The organism is Hymenobacter montanus, assembly GCF_014699115.1.
Classification (GTDB): domain Bacteria; phylum Bacteroidota; class Bacteroidia; order Cytophagales; family Hymenobacteraceae; genus Hymenobacter; species Hymenobacter montanus.
Map to the genome: position 1 here is coordinate 123,009 of NZ_JACXAD010000016.1, position 15,494 is coordinate 138,502.

Sequence of the window (15,494 nt, forward strand, 5' to 3'; positions counted from 1 at the left end):
TTTCATTTTCATTCGTGCCCCTGACGAGTATGAACTAGCAAGGTACTATTCGCGCCAGCTACAAAATCCGTGCAATCCGATAAATCCGAGCGAATCCGTGGTCGCGAATCCGTGGTTCAGGCTCCCCTAAACACGGGCTTGCGCTTCTCGCTGAATGCCTGCACGCCCTCTTGGTAGTCGGCCGATTCTCCGGCAATTTGTTGGCAGTGGGCTTCGTAATCGAGCATTTCGTCGAGGGTGGCCGCGCCGGCTTTGTTCAGCATCTGCTTGATCAGGCCGATAGACTTGGTTGGGGCGGAGGCGTAGCGGGCGGCCAGGGCATACGTGGCCTCATCTAACTGCTCCGGGACTGCTACCTGGTTCACCAACCCTAGCCGTAGCGCCTCCTCCGCTGGTACTTTCGAGCCAAGGCTGCACAGCTCAAATGCCTTGAGCGTGCCCACCAGCCGCGGTAAGAACCACGACGACCCCGAGTCCGGCACCAGCCCAATGTTGATGAATACCTCAATCAGCGACGACTCGGTGCTGGCGATCAGGGCATCGCAGGCCAGCGCCAGCGAGCAGCCCGCCCCTGCCGCTACCCCGTTGATACGGCCGATAATGGGCTTGGGCAAGGACCGCATGGCGCGGATAATCGGGTTGTAGCGCTTGTGCAGCGAATCGTAGAACGAGCGCTTCTCCGCGCCCTGCGCGGCTTTTAGGTCCTGGCCCGAGCAGAAGGCTCGGCCCGCCCCCGTGAGCACCACAGCCCGCACGGCCGGGTCGCGCGCCACCTGTTTCAGGGCATCCTGTAACTCGTAGCTGAGCGGATCGTCGAAGGCATTAAATACTTCCGGGCGGTTCAGGGTGATGGTGGCTACCCCATCGGGGCGTACGTCGTACAGCAAGCGGGTGTATTCCATTGGGGAGGATTGGCGGATCGGAAACTGGTGAATGGGTGAGCTAATCGAACTGCAAATAAAGGAATAGGGGCTTTGGCTTTGCCCTTGCCCTTTCAGCTCCCTGGTTCACTGCTGAGCAAGGCCTCGGCGATAATCAGATCCTCCGGGGTGGTGATTTTCAGGTTGCGGTAGTCGCCTTCTACCAGCTGTACCCGGCACAGGTCATCCACCACCGTAGCGTCGTCGGTGAAGGAAGCCAGCTCCGGCATGGCGTAAGCCCGGCGCAGCAAGTCGATTTCAAACGTTTGGGGGGTTTGCATCAGGCGCAAGCGGCTCCGGTTCTGCGCTGCCGAGCCGTGCTGCGATACCAGGCGCACTGAATCTTTCGGCATCACGGCCGCTGCCGCCGCCGCGTGCGTAGCTGCCGCCACATACGTGCGCTCCACCACCGGGCCGGATACCAGCGGCCGGACCCCATCGTGCACGGCTACCAGGCCCGCCGGATGTTCGCTCAACGCCCCTAAACCCGCCTTTACCGAAGCCCACCGCGTGGCCCCGCCCGGCACCAGCGCGTGCGGGATGCGCACTTGGTGCCGCGTGCAGAGCTGCTGCCAGGTTTCTAATTGGTCGGCTGGTAGCACTACTACAATTTCACTTATTCCCAATGCCGGATCGGCGAAGCGGCGCAGGGTGTGCAGCAGGACGGGCTCGCCGCGCAAGAGCAGATACTGCTTGGGCCGGTCGGCCGCCATGCGGGTGCCGCTGCCTCCGGCCACCAAAATTGCGAATCTTCGCGGGTGATGCGGAGGGGCGGGAGTCGAGCGCGGAGAAGAAGGTGCCATGACATAAAAGTATTAGGGCCTACCCAAACAGGGTGAAAAGAAAAACCCGGCGGCCGCACTGGCTGCCGGGTTTCCGGGCTTGTTGCCTCGACCTTCTTTTTTACAGAATCAGCATGGCGTCGCCGTAGCTGAAAAACTTATACTTCTCTTTGATAGCCTCCTTATAGGCTTCCATCAGCAGGGGATAGCCCGCAAAGGCCGACGCCAACATCACGAGGGTGCTTTCGGGCATGTGGAAGTTAGTCAGCAGCGAATTGGCGATTTTGAAATCGTGCGGCGGGAAAATGAACCGGTCAATCCATCCCTGGGTGGGCTTCATGCGGGCATTAGCCGAAACCGATGCTTCCATGGCCCGGATGGTGGTGGTGCCCACGGCGCACACGCGCTTCTTGGCGTCGAGGGCTTTGTTCACGATCTCGCAGGCCGGCGTCGTCACGATAAAGTTTTCCGAATCCATCTTGTGCTTGGTCAGGTCTTCCACGTCTACGGTGCGGAAGGTGCCCAGGCCCACGTGCAGCGTCACGAACGCCGGCTCCACGCCCTTGATCTCCATGCGCTTCATTACCTCGCGGGTGAAGTGCAGGCCGGCTGATGGCGCCGCTACGGCCCCGATGTGCTCGGCGTAAATCGTCTGGTAGCGCTCCTTGTCGGCGGGCTCGGTTTCGCGGTTGATTACTTCCTTCGGAATCGGGGTTTCCCCCAGCTCGTAGAGGGCCTTCCGAAACTCATCGTCCGTGCCATCGAACAGAAACTTGATCGTGCGTCCGCGCGAGGTAGTGTTGTCGATTACCTCGGCTACCATGTCAGACTCCCCAAAGTATAGCTTGTTGCCCACCCGAATTTTACGGGCCGGGTCTACCAGTACGTCCCACAAGCGCAACTCCTTGTTCAGTTCGCGGAGCAGGAATACTTCAATTTTAGCGCCGGTTTTTTCTTTGTTGCCATAAAGGCGCGCCGGAAAAACTTTGGTGTCGTTGAAGACCAGCACGTCGCCTTCGACAAAGTAATCGAGAATATCTTTGAAGGTGCGGTGCTCAATCTGGCCAGTGGCGCGGTTCACCACCATCAGGCGGCTTTCGTCGCGGTTACGGGCCGGATGCAGAGCCACCAGTTCTTCAGGGAGTTCGAACTTGAACTCATGCAATTTCATCGCCATAGGGCAGTATTTGGGGGAATATACGGAAATTTGGGGAGGCAAAAATAAGGCTTTTTCCTGATAGTAGCTATTTTATGGTGTTTAATACACGCGCCCCGGTTGTCCGCGTCGCCTTCAGCCTTAGCAACTTCCCCGCTAGTTTCCGTCTTTTGACCCCGGGTATGGGTTCACGGAGGAGTGAAGAAGGAGGAACCGGGAGTTTTTCGCCAATTCCTTTGTCCTTCATTCCTCGCTTTTAACTGCTATGCTGACCCTTCGCCTCACCCTGGAGAGCTTCCTCTTTGCCTGGGATGCTCTCAAAGCCAACCTCTTGCGCACAATTCTGTCGCTGCTGGGCGTTACGGTCGGCATTTTTGCCATCATCGCGGTTTTTACGATTGTCGACTCCCTCGAAGCCAACATCCGCCGGAGCTTGGATTTTGTGGGTGATAAAATCATTTACGTATCAAAATGGCCCTTTGCCTTCGACTCTGATTTTCCGTGGTGGAAGTATTTCAACCGGCCCGTACCTACGCCGCGCGAATACCAGCAGTTGCGCCGGCAGCTCGGGCCTAACAACAAGGGCATCGCTATTTTCGCGGCCAGCAACGGCAATATCCTGAAAGCCGGCTCCAACTCAGTGTCCGACTGCGTACTGCAGGGCGTAAGCTACGATTTCCGGGTGGTGAGCAGCGTCCCGATCAGGGAGGGCCGCTACTTCACTACGCAGGAGATGGACGCAGCCCGGCCCGTCACCATCATCGGGGCCACCATTGCCGAGAATCTCTTTCCCAACGGCTCTGCCTTGGGCAAACAGCTCAAGGCCCGGGGCCAGACGCTGACGGTCATTGGCGTGATGGAAAAGGAAGGCAAAAAGCTCATTACCCTGTCGAGTAACGATGCCAACTGCATCATTCCTTTCGGCATGTTCACCAAGATGTTCACCCTGAGCACCACCGGCTTCGGCGGCGGGCCCAGCGCGACCATTGCCGTGAAAGGCCGTGATGAAGACCCGGGCCTGCTCGACTTAGAATACGAGATGCGCGGGGTGATGCGCAACATCCGGGGCCTCAAGCCCCGCCAGGAGGATAATTTTGCCCTGAACCGGCCCGAAATGGTGGCCGCTGCCGTGGGCAAGCTGTTCAGCGTGATTGGCATCGTAGGCGGGGTCATCGGCTCTTTTGCCATTCTGGTGGGGGGCTTCGGAATTGCCAACATCATGTTCGTCTCCGTGCGGGAGCGCACCAACGTCATCGGCATTCAAAAATCCTTGGGGGCGAAAAATTTCTTTATCCTCTCGCAGTTCTTGTTCGAAGCCATTTTTCTGTGTCTCATTGGCGGCGCCGCCGGCATCATCCTGGTGTGGCTCGTAACCCTGGTGCCCCAGGATGCGCTGCCGCTGAGCATGTCGGCGGCCCGGGTTATCCTGGGACTGCTAATTTCCGTAGCTATTGGAATAGTCGCCGGCATCGTGCCGGCCCTGCTCGCCGCGAATCTCGACCCGGTAATTGCCATTCGAGCCAAATAGGCCGGCTACCGAGCGTTCGTCTAGCGACGTATTAGTTTTTACACGACTGCTTAAATTAAATTCTTCGCCGGGCTGCGGCTCGGTAACTCCGCCGTCATGAGTTTACCTGCTTTTTTACATTACGAGATTCTGGGCAACACCCTGAGCCAATACCTTATTGCGGCCCTCATCCTGGTTATGGGAGTGGCATTGCGCCGCCTGCTTTCGCAGCTGCTAAGCAGAGTGCTGTTTCGCTGCACCAAGCACTGCACGGCGGGGGTAACCGAACAAGAGTTGCACGATTTACTCATTCAGCCGCTTTCTATTCTGCTACTGCTGGTAGCGGTTTACGCGGCCTTCAGCGTGCTGCGCTACCCCATGCCGCCCGATGCCGTGGCTGGGTACGAGCCTTGGCCCAAGGTGGCCTTGTTGCGCCTGTTTCTACTCGGGTTTATTGGCACTACCGTTTGGGTGGTGCTGCGGTTGGTTGACTTTGCGCTGCTGGTGGTGCAGCGCCGTAACGAGCTGCGGGCTTCGCCCAACGGCCGGCGGCTCGACCAGCAGTTCATACCCTTCGCCAAAGACCTGCTTAAAGTGTTGGTTATTATCATCGGCCTAATGGTGGTGCTAGGGGAGGTGTTCGCCGTAAACGTCACCGCGCTGATTGGCGGCCTGGGCATTGGCGGCCTGGCCGTGGCTTTCGCGGCCAAGGAAAGCCTGGAAAACCTCATTGCGTCCTTCACCATTTTCCTCGACCAACCCTTCGGTGTTGGCGACTTGGTTACGGCGGGCAACGTGAGCGGCACCGTCGAGAAAATAGGTTTTCGGAGCACTCGTTTGCGTACTGCCGAGAAGAGCTACCTCACCGTGCCCAATAAAAGCATGATTGATAAGCCCCTGGATAACCTATCGCTCCGCACTTCCCGACGGGTAGGATTCACCATCATCTTCGACCAAAAAACCACCAGCACCCAGTTGCAGGCCATCATTGCCGATGCCATCGCCGCGATGCAGGCCCATCCTCTTGTGACGTCCGAAGCCCAAATGAAGTTTGATGCGCTAACTGCCGCCGGCAAGGAGGTGACCGTGCAGTACTTCGTGGATACCACCAGCTACGACGAATACCTCGAGGTGAAGGAGGACCTCAACTACCGGCTGGTGGAGGTAGTAGAACAGCACGGTGGCATATTCGCCGGGATCGTGGCTCCACCGGCGCCGGCGCCGGTGGCAGCCTGATGATGCCTAAGCCGGTTGAACCTGAAAAGGAAAGGCCCTTCCATCGCGAAAGAGCCTTTTCTTTTCAGTGGTGCGCGGCCAGCGCCAATTAAAGCTTAGCGGCTGCCGAATAGGCCGCCGAGCAGCGACCCCATGCCACCCCCGAGTAGGCCGCCTAAGCCGGCGCCCCCCGCGCTGGCTGGTTGTGAATTAGGCCGCCCAGCCAAGCCGCCGAGGATGGACATCATCGAGCCCAGGCCACCGCCGCCAATGCCCGAACCTTGCTGCGGTACATTACCGCCCGCCCCACTGCTAGCTCCCCCCAGCATGCCGCCGCCCAGTAGCCCACCCAGCAGGCTACCTAGGCCGCTGTGCGCCGCTCCCTCCAGCAGCCCGCCCATGGTGCCACCCAGTAAGCCGCCCCCGCCTTGGTTGCCGTATCCTTGATTCTGGCGGTTCCCGCCCATTACGCGCGAAATAACCATCGGCGCTACCACGCCCAGCAGCCCGGCCATTAAGGCATTTTTAGGAATTCCCACGCTTGAGAGCTTGCTGCTAATACTGTCCAGGAAACCTTCCTTAGCGGGGTCTTGAGGGTCGTGGGGAACGTTGGCCGCTTGGTCGACTACCGTTTCTAGCGCCTGCCGCTGTTCTTGATTAATGCCCAGGTATTGGGCCATCTTATTAATCATGGCTTCCTCATCGTTCGCGTAAGCCCCATCGGCCCGCGCGAAGCTGATGAGGTCAGTGACAAGCGAAAAGCGTAAGTCGCTTCCCTTTAGTACGTCGAGATACTGCTGAATGCGCTGGTTAGAAGGGTCGTGAGCCGCCGACAACACCTGCTGCATCCCCCCGTCAGACAGGCCGGCTTGTTGGGTCAAGGCCTGCAAAAACTGTGTTTCGGCCTCCGAAGCCTGCCGGTCAGCAGTGGCCAGGCTGGCAATAGCACTCAAATAGGCAGTTTTTTCTTCTTCAGAGTAATTCTGGAGGAGTTGGGTGTCCATGGGAAAGAAACGTTAGGTGGAAAGTGATTAGGAAAGAGTAACGATGCTAGCAGGAATACGTTGCTTGCCACCACCAGGAGCGCAGAACACTTTTTTTATCTTTATGATGAAATTTGGCCCTCTGAAAATGAGTCGATTGCTGTCGCCAGGGGAGGCTGAGAGAGTTATTGTGGTCGATAAATCTGAAAAATGTTTGGTGCTTCCAAAAAGGCCCCCCATCTTTGCAATCCCAAACGGGAAATACCCACGGGGGATTAGCTCAGCTGGTTCAGAGCATCTGCCTTACAAGCAGAGGGTCGGCGGTTCGAACCCGTCATCCCCCACCATTGAGTAACAGCCACTTAGGTCATAAACTAGGTGGCTGCTTTGTTTTTGGTTTAAACGTTGGTTTAAACAAGTATCTGGGAGGTTAGCTCAGTTGGTTTAGAGCGCTTGCTTCACACGCAAGAGGTCGAAGGTTCGAATCCTTTACTTCCCACCACCCCAAGTCAGCCACAGCCTTTATTTATTACGTAAGTTTGTTTTAGGAAGCCAGTTGTTCTTCCCTAGTACAATTGCACTATTATGAACGGCGCTTTTTTCGATTACGAGAAAGCAATACAGGCCCTGCTTTACGTTGTAACGCAACTCAAAACCCCTGGCCTTCATAAAAGCTTTAAAGTGCTTTATTTTGCTGAACAGGAATATTTGCGCTCATGGGGCAATACCATGCTGACCGACGTGTTTGTCAAGATGACCGACGGGCCGGTTCCTTCCCACACGTACAATTTAATAAAAGCTGCCACCAGGCGTGAGCATGGCAAGCCCCTTGATGAAAAGATGGTTCGCTACGCACAAGAACGCGTGTCTCTGAAGGAGCATTTGATTCAGCCGCTAAGCGCTCCAGATTTGGACTATTTGGCCGAAACGGAGATAGATTGCCTTAATAACGCCATATCGCTGTATCAAGACCTCTCTTACGGGGATGTTAAGCAAATCTCGCATAACTCCGCTTGGCAATCTGCTGAGCTGAAGAAGCCCTTAGATCCATTGAGGATTGCGGCAGCGGGCGGTGCCGACGAAGTGGCGCTGGATTATCTACGGGAGTCGCTTTACAACAACAGCTACTCTTCGTTGTAATCACCTTCTTGTTGTGCCGAATAAAACGTCTCAAGGCTGGCCAGAACTGGAGGTTGGCATGGTGATTCGGTCGTACGTACCAGACACAACGCCCCCAAAATCTAAGTACTGGGTGGTTGTGGGCATAACGGAGGACGAAATTGGCTTGGCTACGGTCTACGTCAATTCCCGTATCAATGCGTTTCTCATGCGCAACGATATACTGCTGAATGCTCAGTATCGCCTAGAGCCCAATAGCCAGCAAATTTCTCGCCACACAAGCTACGCGGATTGTTCACAGATCAAAGAGAAAGGCGTGGCTGACATTCAGGCTTTGCTCGGGCGCAACCCTGGTTACATTTAAGGGGAACTATACCCCGAGGAAGTAGATGATATCTTGCGCCTGTTACGCGATTGCCCCAACATTTCCACGCGAATAAAAAAACGCTACGGAATAATCTGAAGCCCCGCCTACCCAGCGGGGCTTTTTTATGCCTGCTGTCCCGTCCGTCTATATGTTGACACTTTCCCCTGAGTTGTCATGCAAGTCCCAGAAGAAGCGCGCGTTAGGCGCAGCCAGCGCGATTATAGTTTGCCTTTTAAATTGGCCGTAGTGGGCGAAGTGGCCCGCGGTGAACTGAGTTACAAACAGGCCCAGCGGCGTTACGGCATTCAGGGCCGCAGCACGGTGCTGGCCTGGTGCCGTAAACACGCCCCGCTGGTTGCTATCTTTCGAGGGGACGGGCCCATTTCCCCCGCCCTTGCCCCCCCCGCCGTGGAGCCAACACCAGAACAACGCATCAAGCAACTGGAAACCGCGTTGCGGGAGCAGAGGCGGCAGTACGAAAAGCAGTTGCGGGACGAACAGGAGAAAAACCTGCTTCTGCGCACGATGCTGCAGGTGGTGGAGGAGGACCACGGCATACCCCTGCCAAAAAAGTCTTTCCCGCGGCCGTTTCCCGCCTCAAAGCCGCCCAGGCAATGAGCGTGCAGCGGGCCTGCCAGCACTTTGGCGTGAGCCGCCAAAGCCTGTACCAGCGTCGGGCGCGGGCCCGACAACGGGCCGCCGCCGAGGCGCAGGTGCTGGCGGCTGTGGCCACGGTACGTACCCGCCTGCCGCGGCTGGGCACGCGCAAAGGGTTGCATAAAATAGCGCCTGTGCTACGGGACCGGCGGCTGCGTTGCGGGCGCGACGGCTTGTTTGCCTTGCTGCGCCGCCACGGGCAGTTGGTGGCGCCGAAACGGCAGTACCGGAAAACCACGGATTCGCACCACCGCTTCCGCAAACACCCCAACCGGGTAAAGGACGCGCCCCCACCCACCGCGCCCAACCAGCGCTGGGTGAGCGACCTGATCTACCTGCCCACCCGGCAGGGCACGGTGTACCTGAGCCTGGTCACCGATGCGTACTCGCGCAAAATCGTCGGCGCCCACGTGCAGGCCAGCCTGCACGCCGACGGCTGCCGGGCGGCCTTGGCCCAAGCCTTGAACGGGTGCCCGCCGGCCCGGCGCCTGGGCTTGGTGCATCACTCTGACCGGGGCACGCAGTACTGCTCCGACGCCTACCAGCGCCAGTTGCGCGCCGCCGGGCTGGTCTGTTCTATGACCGAGGGCACCGGTGACTGCTACCAAAACGCGCTGGCCGAGCGCGTCAACGGCATCCTCAAAGACGAGTTCCTCTTTGTGACAGCCGCCGACTTGGACCAGGCCCGCCGGCTCGTTACCCAGGCCGTGCAGCTCTACAACGACGAACGCCCGCACCTGGCCCTGCAGTATGCAACGCCTACCCAAGTTCATCAGCAAGCAACAAGCCCCGCCGGAAAATCCGAACGGGGCCCTTGCCTTATTTCTGTCAACATTTAGCCGGACGAGACATGCTCTTTATCTTGTCCAGCAATGACCCTCTACGAGTTCAACCACAGCAGTGAGGTAGAGGGGCGGGACCTTTCGCTGGGGTAGTTTGAGCTAAGGAGAAAACGCAGCGAATAGCGGCTTCTCTAAGACCCTGCTGCCCCACATTTGCTGACACCCTCCAGTATTTTACCCTTGTCTTATCAGGCGGTACAGCTGTTCGCGGTAGGTTTCGCCGACGGGAATGAGTTTGTCGCCGATATAAATCGTGTTGCCGTCGACCATTCGAATCTTATCCAGTGACACAATGAAGGACTTGTGTACCCGCAGGAAAGGCGGCTGGGGCAGCGTCTCGGTCAGCTCTCTTAGTGTCTGGTAGGTGACCACCCGCTGGGTGGGCAACTGAATGGCGATGTAGTTGCTCAGGCCTTCAATGTATAGAATATCGGGGTAGCTGATGCGCAGATACTTGTTTTTCGTCTCGCCTTTCACGAACATGTGGCCGGGGGGCGGGGTGGCCGCCAGGACCGGTGCTGCCAGGGTTGTTGGCTCGGGTGGCGCGCCGGGCAGCAGGGCGAGGGCTTTCTGGGCCGCTTTCAGGAACCGTTCAAACGATATGGGTTTGAGCAGGTAGTCTACCACATCATTTTCGTAGCCTTCGAGCGCGTATTCTGGGTAGGCGGTAGTAAGGATTACTTTGCACTTATTGCCATTAAGCTTCAGGAATTGCAGGCCGTTGAGCTTGGGCATCTGGATGTCGAGAAACACTAAGTCGGCCCGGCCCTGCTGCACCCAGGTCAGGGCTTCGACGGCGTTGGTGGTGGCGCCCACCAGCTTCAGGAAAGGCACCTGATCAATATAATCGGCAAGAATGGCTAGGGCGGGAGCTTCGTCGTCGACGGCAAGGCAGCGAATCATGGGCAGGGGAGAAGTAGAGCCATAAAGAAAGCCCGGCGGCGCGGTGTGCCGCCGGGCGTGCTGGTCGAAGCCAAAAACCGCTACTGCGCCAGCCGGAGCGAAGTAGTGAACTGCAGGCCGGCCGCGGCGATGCGCAAGCTATAGCGCCCGGGGTACAGTAACTCCAGCCGACGGCGCAGGTTGTCTAGGCCGATGCCGGTAGTGGCATCCTTCTGGTAGTCGCTTCGCCGGTTCTCGACCTCGAACAGCAGCTCATCGGGCTGGAGGGCGAGGCGGATGCGCACGGGCTCGGCCGGGTCGTCGAGGACGCCGTGCTTCATGGCGTTTTCCACGAATGGAATGAGCAGCAGCGGCGCCAAGCGGTGGCCGGCGGGCTCACCCGTCACGGTGAAGTCAACGAATAGCTGGTCGGGGAAGCGCAGGCGGTAGAGGGCCAGGTAATTGTTCAGGTAGTCGATTTCCTGAGCCAGATCGACTTGGCCACTGCCGCTGTCGTGCAGCATGTAGCGCATCAGCTCGGCTAGCTTGAGGATGGCGGCAGCTAGCGGTTTGGCCACCGGGTAAGCCATGCTGTAGAGCAGGTTGAGGGTATTGTAGAGGAAGTGCGGGTTAATTTGGGTTTTCAGGAATGCTACTTCGGCCACCCGTTTTTCGTCGCGCAGTTGCTGGTTTTCCTGCTCTGTGCGGCGGGCGGCCTGCCCAGCGTACAGGGCGCCACTAATCACAATGGCGGGGCTGGCGTAGTAGATGTTATCGAAAAGGTACTCGCCAAAGGCAGTATTGGAATAGTTGTGAAACCCCAGAACGACCGGGTACAGCACTTGCTCCAGTCTGTACCGTAGCCCGATAAACAGCGCCACGATGCCAGCCAGTGCCGCCACCAGCTTCAGGGGCCGCCCCGTCCGCAGGAAGCGCGGGTACACCACCAGATAGCAGAGGTAGAATTCGATGAACTGAACAACCAGGAACGAGAGGGACAGCCACAGGAACACCCGGAGCGGCGGTTTTCGCTGCAAGAACACGCCCAACAGCTGGTAGCTCGCGTAGACCAGCCAGCCCAATACGTGCAAGTGGCGGGTCTTTTTAATCATGATAATGACGGGAAGAAGAGCGTGTGGAATGCCAGCAGCAGGCTCACGATAATGCTATTGCCTTTTAGAAATCAGCGTACACTAAATTACTTCAACACCTCAGCCAACTTCGCCATTAAGGAATCAGAAGAGAGGTTCTTGGCAAGAATGTGCCCCTGCGGGTCAAGTAAAAAAGACTGGGGAATGTCCCGCACGCCGTAAGTGGCCGCAGGCACACTATTGAATCCCTTCAGGTCCGATACGTGAGTAGGCCAGTGGAGCTTATCCTCTGCTATGGCTTTTATCCACCGGTCACGATTCTGGTCCAGCGATACACTATACACGGTGAACCCTGGGCCTTGGTCCTTAAATTTATCATAAGCTTTGACCAGTTCGGGCGACTGTTGTCGACACGGTCCGCACCAGCTGGCCCAAAAATCTACCAGCACGTATTTGCCGCGCAGCTCGCGCAAAGCCGCCCGTTTGCCGTTCGGTAGCAACTCCTCAATATCAGGGGCGGTATTGCCGATCGCAGTGGGTTGCAATAGGGCCCTTTTGGCTTGCAACTGTCGATAGAAAGGTAGCTCCGGGTGGGCTTTTTGTTGTATCAACGCGATAGAATCGGTGAATTGGATGTCTTGCTCAGGGTCAAAAAACAGTTGGTTACAAGCTATAAAACCGGCGGCAGCTGACGTGGCATTGCGCCGGATAAGGTGTTTGATAGACGCTATTTTCTGTTCCATGCGGCGGCTAGTGTCAAGCATCATCCCGGTCATTTGGCGCACCAAGTCAGATTCGGGACTGCCTTGTACAGAGTAGCTGCTTATCAGATCTCGGGCATCGCCACGCAGCCGTAAATGGGTTTTGTTAGTAAGTACCACAAGTATGCGGTTGTCATCATGAAGGCTGATTTGATACAGTCCAGGCGTCGGCGCTTGGCCCTGTAATGTAAATCTGCCCTGCTCATCTGTTTTGCCCGTATCTTTTTCGACAACCTTGCCGTCATTCAGTTGGGCTAAATAAACGGGCGTGCCAGCTGGGGCATGGCTTAGTTGCCCGCTTATGGTGTAGCCGTCAATTGCCGCAGTGTTTTGGCAAGCTTGGTTAGGAACTAGGACAGTAAACGCAAAAGCGAATGTAAGAAAGGAGTGAAGCAAGCGGACCATTTGGACTGAAAGTTAGAAATCAGCGCAATGCAGCGCCGGAAATGAATAGTCCAAAACTATGTTGAGGCAGTAGCTGCTGGTAGTTTTTTATCTCAAATCCCCAGTTCAGAATGTGAACCGGAAAAACGGGCGCAGCCTCTCGCACGCTTATGAGCTACGCGACTGGCAACCATTGACTGGGCTAACCACTACCGGCTGCGGTAGGTGGGTACCGACGGTACGGCCACCTATAGTCTCGTCGTGACCCTTGCGCTCATTGCGCGCGAGGCGGCCAACGTTTATCCGAACCCGGTTGCTGTTCGCTCAAGCCGGCTAGCCTTGCTTAGCCTGAGTGACCAGAAGGTGATAGTGACAGTGCAGGATATGATAGGCCGTTCGGTTACGACCTAGCAGGTCTAGTCAGCTACCTACACTGCTGACGTGCCCTTGGGGTTGCCCGCGACGGCCACCGGTGGCATCTACATGAAGTGGTACCCAGATTTGGACAACCCGCTGGACGGTTGAGCTCTCGACGAACGCGTTGGAACACAGCAAAACATTTTAGGCTTCCCTGACAGCACGCTCTGTCACCACCACGAATGGCTGCTTTGCTTCATTGCGGGCGGCTGTTAGGTTGCGCGCCCGTACCACTCGATGGTAGCTACTTGAGCTGGGTCAGTTCCGCGATGCTGGCCCCGGCGTACTTGCTTTTCCAGGCATAACATGTTGTTTCGTTTCGCTCAGGCCGTGCTCGCACACGATTTGTGCTACGATCTGACCGTTGGCTTACTGTTTCAGAATGGCTATCATTTGGGCCTAGCTGAATCATTCCTTTTTTATTAGTCAGTCGTCAGGTAAGGAAGGTTATGTTGTTCTCTACGCTCAAATGGTGTTCTATTTAGGGAAGCGTACACATACTATTACAGCCGGGCTGTATATGGTGTCCTAGCCTATACTGTGTGCGGTTGACCAGGGAAGCGCAGTTAGGCCGTCTAGCTAGCCAATCATCTCACCTATACAGCAAATTTCAGGCCCTTGCACTATAAAAAGGCCCCGCCGGAAAAACCGGACGGGGCCTTTACCTTAATCTTTAATAGGTAACTGGACCGGGCAATAATCTTCTCTGAAGCGAAAGACCTGCCTCTGATAAATAGAACTTCAGCTATGCTGGCTGTGTTGCCTTTTTTGCGTCTATCTGCCCGGCCGTTGCCAGCAGCTGGGGGGTGAATTTGTATAAATCGTCAAGGCTGGTGATTTCTGTTTTAACATCTTTCTTACTCTCATCGAAAAAAGAGATGTACCGTTTAGTCCCATTGAGCCAAAGGCGACAGACAATCTTGTTTTTATTGTCATCCAGCAGAATGTTGAGATAGCTAGTGGTATCACGGTAAGTAATGCGACTGCTTTCTATCTGTGAGCGTAAGATGGCTTTCACAATGAAGAAAGCCTCGCGCTCCATCTCGGTAAATTCAGTTCCTCCTTTGGCGGAATCCGATGAGAGTTCTACCTCCTGTATCTGTACTACTGCCTCGGTGGCCAATGCAGATTTTAGGCGCTCATTGATAATATCATTGAGTAGTTGGTTTGCCGATTTTTTCACCAAGGGATTGAACTGCTCCATCACTTTCTCAGTGAGTTTGCCAGGCGCAACTTGCTTGGCGAACAGCCGCACAAAGTCGATGCTGGGGTCACGTAGTTCAGTAGCCAGCAACTGCTTGATTTCTCGGGTATACTTCAACTCCGATGCCGTACTTAAAATCTGGTTAACGTCGAATCCGGTCTTATGGAATTTCTTAAGCTCTAATACGTTGGCCTCGCTCAAGTCGGTTATATTAATTTCCCAGAAGGGCTTGTCATCCATTTTATTAGGCTCGACCAAATCTGTGTAGAAACGGTAAACAATGCCGTTGGTTAGAATGCCAAACCGGGTAGAGGTGACATGGAAGTAGCGGTGTAGCTGGGAATTGTGTACATCCAGCCCCTCTTTCCAATGCTTGCACTCAACGATGATAATGGGTTGATTATCCTTTTGAATGCAGTAGTCCACTTTCTCACCTTTCTTGATGCCAAGGTCCGCGACGAACTCAGGAATCACTTCAAAAGGGTTGAATACATCGTAGCCGAGTGCGGCGATAAAGGGCATAACAAAAGCGTTTTTAGTTGCCTCTTCTGTTAGTATACTGTCCTTTAGCCGGTTGACCTTTTCGCCCAGTGCTTTTATTACATCGATAAAATCCATACAAATGATTAATAAATATGTGGCAGATATGAAAAGTTATTGTGTTCCTCTAATAGGCTGAAACATACAACTATTAAGGCATATTAACAAAAATAAATAGGAGGCCTACTTTATTATATTCTATATCATGCTGATATTAAGAAAGATAATTAATATGCTCTCAGATGGGCCAAGTATATCTAGTCCCGTTGCCTCTCGGGTGATTAGGATAAATACATGAAAATATTAATTCCGATCAGCTAGGCTAATACCAAGATGTATCGTGGTACGTATTGCAGGGGCTAGCTTAAAATTGTCTGCCTATCCTTACCTGAGAGCACTAGCTCCTTACAAAAGGATTGGTCAAGAGAGTATGGAGAATTAACCGCTTTTCTTCTATCTGAATGCAGGTCTCTCCACCCGCTAGATATTCGACCTATTCTTAGGATGGTATTGCTAGGGTAGGGGAGTAGCAATAGGCGAAAACGCCAACCGCCTGCCGCTGGTGAAAGCGGCAGGCGGTTGGCATTGACAAAAGGTTGGCGGCGACCGACTCTCCCACCGGTGAAGGCAGTACCATAGGCGCACCGGGGCTTAACGGCTCTGTTCG

13 protein-coding genes and 2 tRNA genes are annotated in these 15,494 nt (G+C 55.5%); 7 read left to right on the forward strand and 8 right to left on the reverse strand.

What is annotated here, in order from left to right; translation table 11 throughout:
- Positions 1-116: 116 nt before the first annotated feature.
- The 3 genes from IC235_RS14720 to queA form a co-directional block, all read right to left on the reverse strand.
- Complete coding sequence (locus tag IC235_RS14720; RefSeq protein ID WP_191005951.1) at positions 117-902, reverse strand: enoyl-CoA hydratase-related protein; 786 nt, start codon at positions 900-902, stop codon at positions 117-119.
- 92 nt (positions 903-994) lie between these two features.
- A complete protein-coding gene (locus IC235_RS14725; RefSeq protein WP_191005952.1) occupies positions 995-1,723 on the reverse strand; it encodes a 2-C-methyl-D-erythritol 4-phosphate cytidylyltransferase in 729 nt (242 codons plus the stop codon).
- Between the two features lie 100 nt (positions 1,724-1,823).
- Positions 1,824-2,873, reverse strand: a complete 1,050-nt coding sequence (gene queA, locus IC235_RS14730; protein WP_191005969.1) for a tRNA preQ1(34) S-adenosylmethionine ribosyltransferase-isomerase QueA — start codon at positions 2,871-2,873, stop codon at positions 1,824-1,826.
- A 250-nt stretch (positions 2,874-3,123) separates the two neighbouring features.
- Here queA and IC235_RS14735 point away from each other — a divergent pair, with 250 nt between their 5' ends.
- Together IC235_RS14735 and IC235_RS14740 are read left to right on the forward strand one after the other, a co-directional pair.
- Entirely contained in the window at positions 3,124-4,386 is a 1,263-nt protein-coding gene (locus IC235_RS14735; protein ID WP_191005953.1) for an ABC transporter permease, read from the forward strand.
- Between the two features lie 96 nt (positions 4,387-4,482).
- On the forward strand, positions 4,483-5,601 hold the full coding sequence (locus tag IC235_RS14740) for a mechanosensitive ion channel family protein (RefSeq protein ID WP_191005954.1): 1,119 nt from the start codon (positions 4,483-4,485) through the stop codon (positions 5,599-5,601).
- A 95-nt stretch (positions 5,602-5,696) separates the two neighbouring features.
- On the opposite strand, the gene IC235_RS22500 is transcribed toward IC235_RS14740, so the two are convergent.
- A complete protein-coding gene (locus IC235_RS22500; protein WP_191005955.1) occupies positions 5,697-6,584 on the reverse strand; it encodes a TerB family tellurite resistance protein in 888 nt (295 codons plus the stop codon).
- A 248-nt stretch (positions 6,585-6,832) separates the two neighbouring features.
- Between IC235_RS22500 and IC235_RS14750 the strand changes: the two genes are divergently transcribed.
- The 5 genes from IC235_RS14750 (at position 6,833) to IC235_RS14770 (ending at position 9,545) form a co-directional block, all read left to right on the forward strand.
- Positions 6,833-6,910, forward strand: a tRNA-Val gene (locus IC235_RS14750).
- 77 nt (positions 6,911-6,987) lie between these two features.
- Positions 6,988-7,065, forward strand: a tRNA-Val gene (locus tag IC235_RS14755).
- An 83-nt stretch (positions 7,066-7,148) separates the two neighbouring features.
- Entirely contained in the window at positions 7,149-7,703 is a 555-nt protein-coding gene (locus IC235_RS14760) for a Panacea domain-containing protein (RefSeq protein WP_191005956.1), read from the forward strand.
- A gap of 13 nt (positions 7,704-7,716) precedes the next feature.
- Positions 7,717-8,046, forward strand: a complete 330-nt coding sequence (locus IC235_RS14765) for a hypothetical protein (RefSeq protein WP_191005957.1) — start codon at positions 7,717-7,719, stop codon at positions 8,044-8,046.
- A 177-nt stretch (positions 8,047-8,223) separates the two neighbouring features.
- A protein-coding gene (locus IC235_RS14770; RefSeq protein WP_394355271.1) for an IS3 family transposase occupies positions 8,224-9,545 on the forward strand; the annotation gives its coding sequence in 2 pieces (ribosomal slippage) (positions 8,224-8,625 and positions 8,628-9,545; 1,320 coding nt in all).
- Between the two features lie 177 nt (positions 9,546-9,722).
- Here the strand turns inward: IC235_RS14770 and IC235_RS14775 are convergent.
- From IC235_RS14775 to IC235_RS14790, 4 genes are all read right to left on the reverse strand, one after another.
- Positions 9,723-10,451 (reverse strand): LytR/AlgR family response regulator transcription factor, encoded by a 729-nt coding sequence (locus IC235_RS14775; RefSeq protein ID WP_191005958.1) that lies wholly within the window; start codon positions 10,449-10,451, stop codon positions 9,723-9,725.
- Between the two features lie 80 nt (positions 10,452-10,531).
- Positions 10,532-11,542 (reverse strand): sensor histidine kinase, encoded by a 1,011-nt coding sequence (locus IC235_RS14780; protein WP_191005959.1) that lies wholly within the window; start codon positions 11,540-11,542, stop codon positions 10,532-10,534.
- 86 nt (positions 11,543-11,628) lie between these two features.
- Positions 11,629-12,687, reverse strand: a complete 1,059-nt coding sequence (locus IC235_RS14785; protein WP_191005960.1) for a TlpA disulfide reductase family protein — start codon at positions 12,685-12,687, stop codon at positions 11,629-11,631.
- A gap of 1,141 nt (positions 12,688-13,828) precedes the next feature.
- Positions 13,829-14,905, reverse strand: coding sequence for a type I restriction endonuclease (locus tag IC235_RS14790; RefSeq protein ID WP_191005961.1), 1,077 nt, complete (start codon positions 14,903-14,905; stop codon positions 13,829-13,831).
- Between the last annotated feature and the right edge of the window lie 589 nt (positions 14,906-15,494).

Coding starts and splice junctions, on each gene's coding strand:
- IC235_RS22500 (WP_191005955.1), bottom strand. CDS start 6,584: ATGGACACCCAACTCCTCCAGAATTACTCTGAAGAAGAAAAAACTGCC.
- IC235_RS14725 (WP_191005952.1), bottom strand. CDS start 1,723: ATGGCACCTTCTTCTCCGCGCTCGACTCCCGCCCCTCCGCATCACCCG.
- IC235_RS14720 (WP_191005951.1), bottom strand. CDS start 902: ATGGAATACACCCGCTTGCTGTACGACGTACGCCCCGATGGGGTAGCC.
- queA (WP_191005969.1), bottom strand. CDS start 2,873: ATGAAATTGCATGAGTTCAAGTTCGAACTCCCTGAAGAACTGGTGGCT.
- IC235_RS14785 (WP_191005960.1), bottom strand. CDS start 12,687: ATGGTCCGCTTGCTTCACTCCTTTCTTACATTCGCTTTTGCGTTTACT.
- IC235_RS14780 (WP_191005959.1), bottom strand. CDS start 11,542: ATGATTAAAAAGACCCGCCACTTGCACGTATTGGGCTGGCTGGTCTAC.
- IC235_RS14735 (WP_191005953.1), top strand. CDS start 3,124: ATGCTGACCCTTCGCCTCACCCTGGAGAGCTTCCTCTTTGCCTGGGAT.
- IC235_RS14790 (WP_191005961.1), bottom strand. CDS start 14,905: ATGGATTTTATCGATGTAATAAAAGCACTGGGCGAAAAGGTCAACCGG.
- IC235_RS14775 (WP_191005958.1), bottom strand. CDS start 10,451: ATGATTCGCTGCCTTGCCGTCGACGACGAAGCTCCCGCCCTAGCCATT.
- IC235_RS14740 (WP_191005954.1), top strand. CDS start 4,483: ATGAGTTTACCTGCTTTTTTACATTACGAGATTCTGGGCAACACCCTG.
- IC235_RS14760 (WP_191005956.1), top strand. CDS start 7,149: ATGAACGGCGCTTTTTTCGATTACGAGAAAGCAATACAGGCCCTGCTT.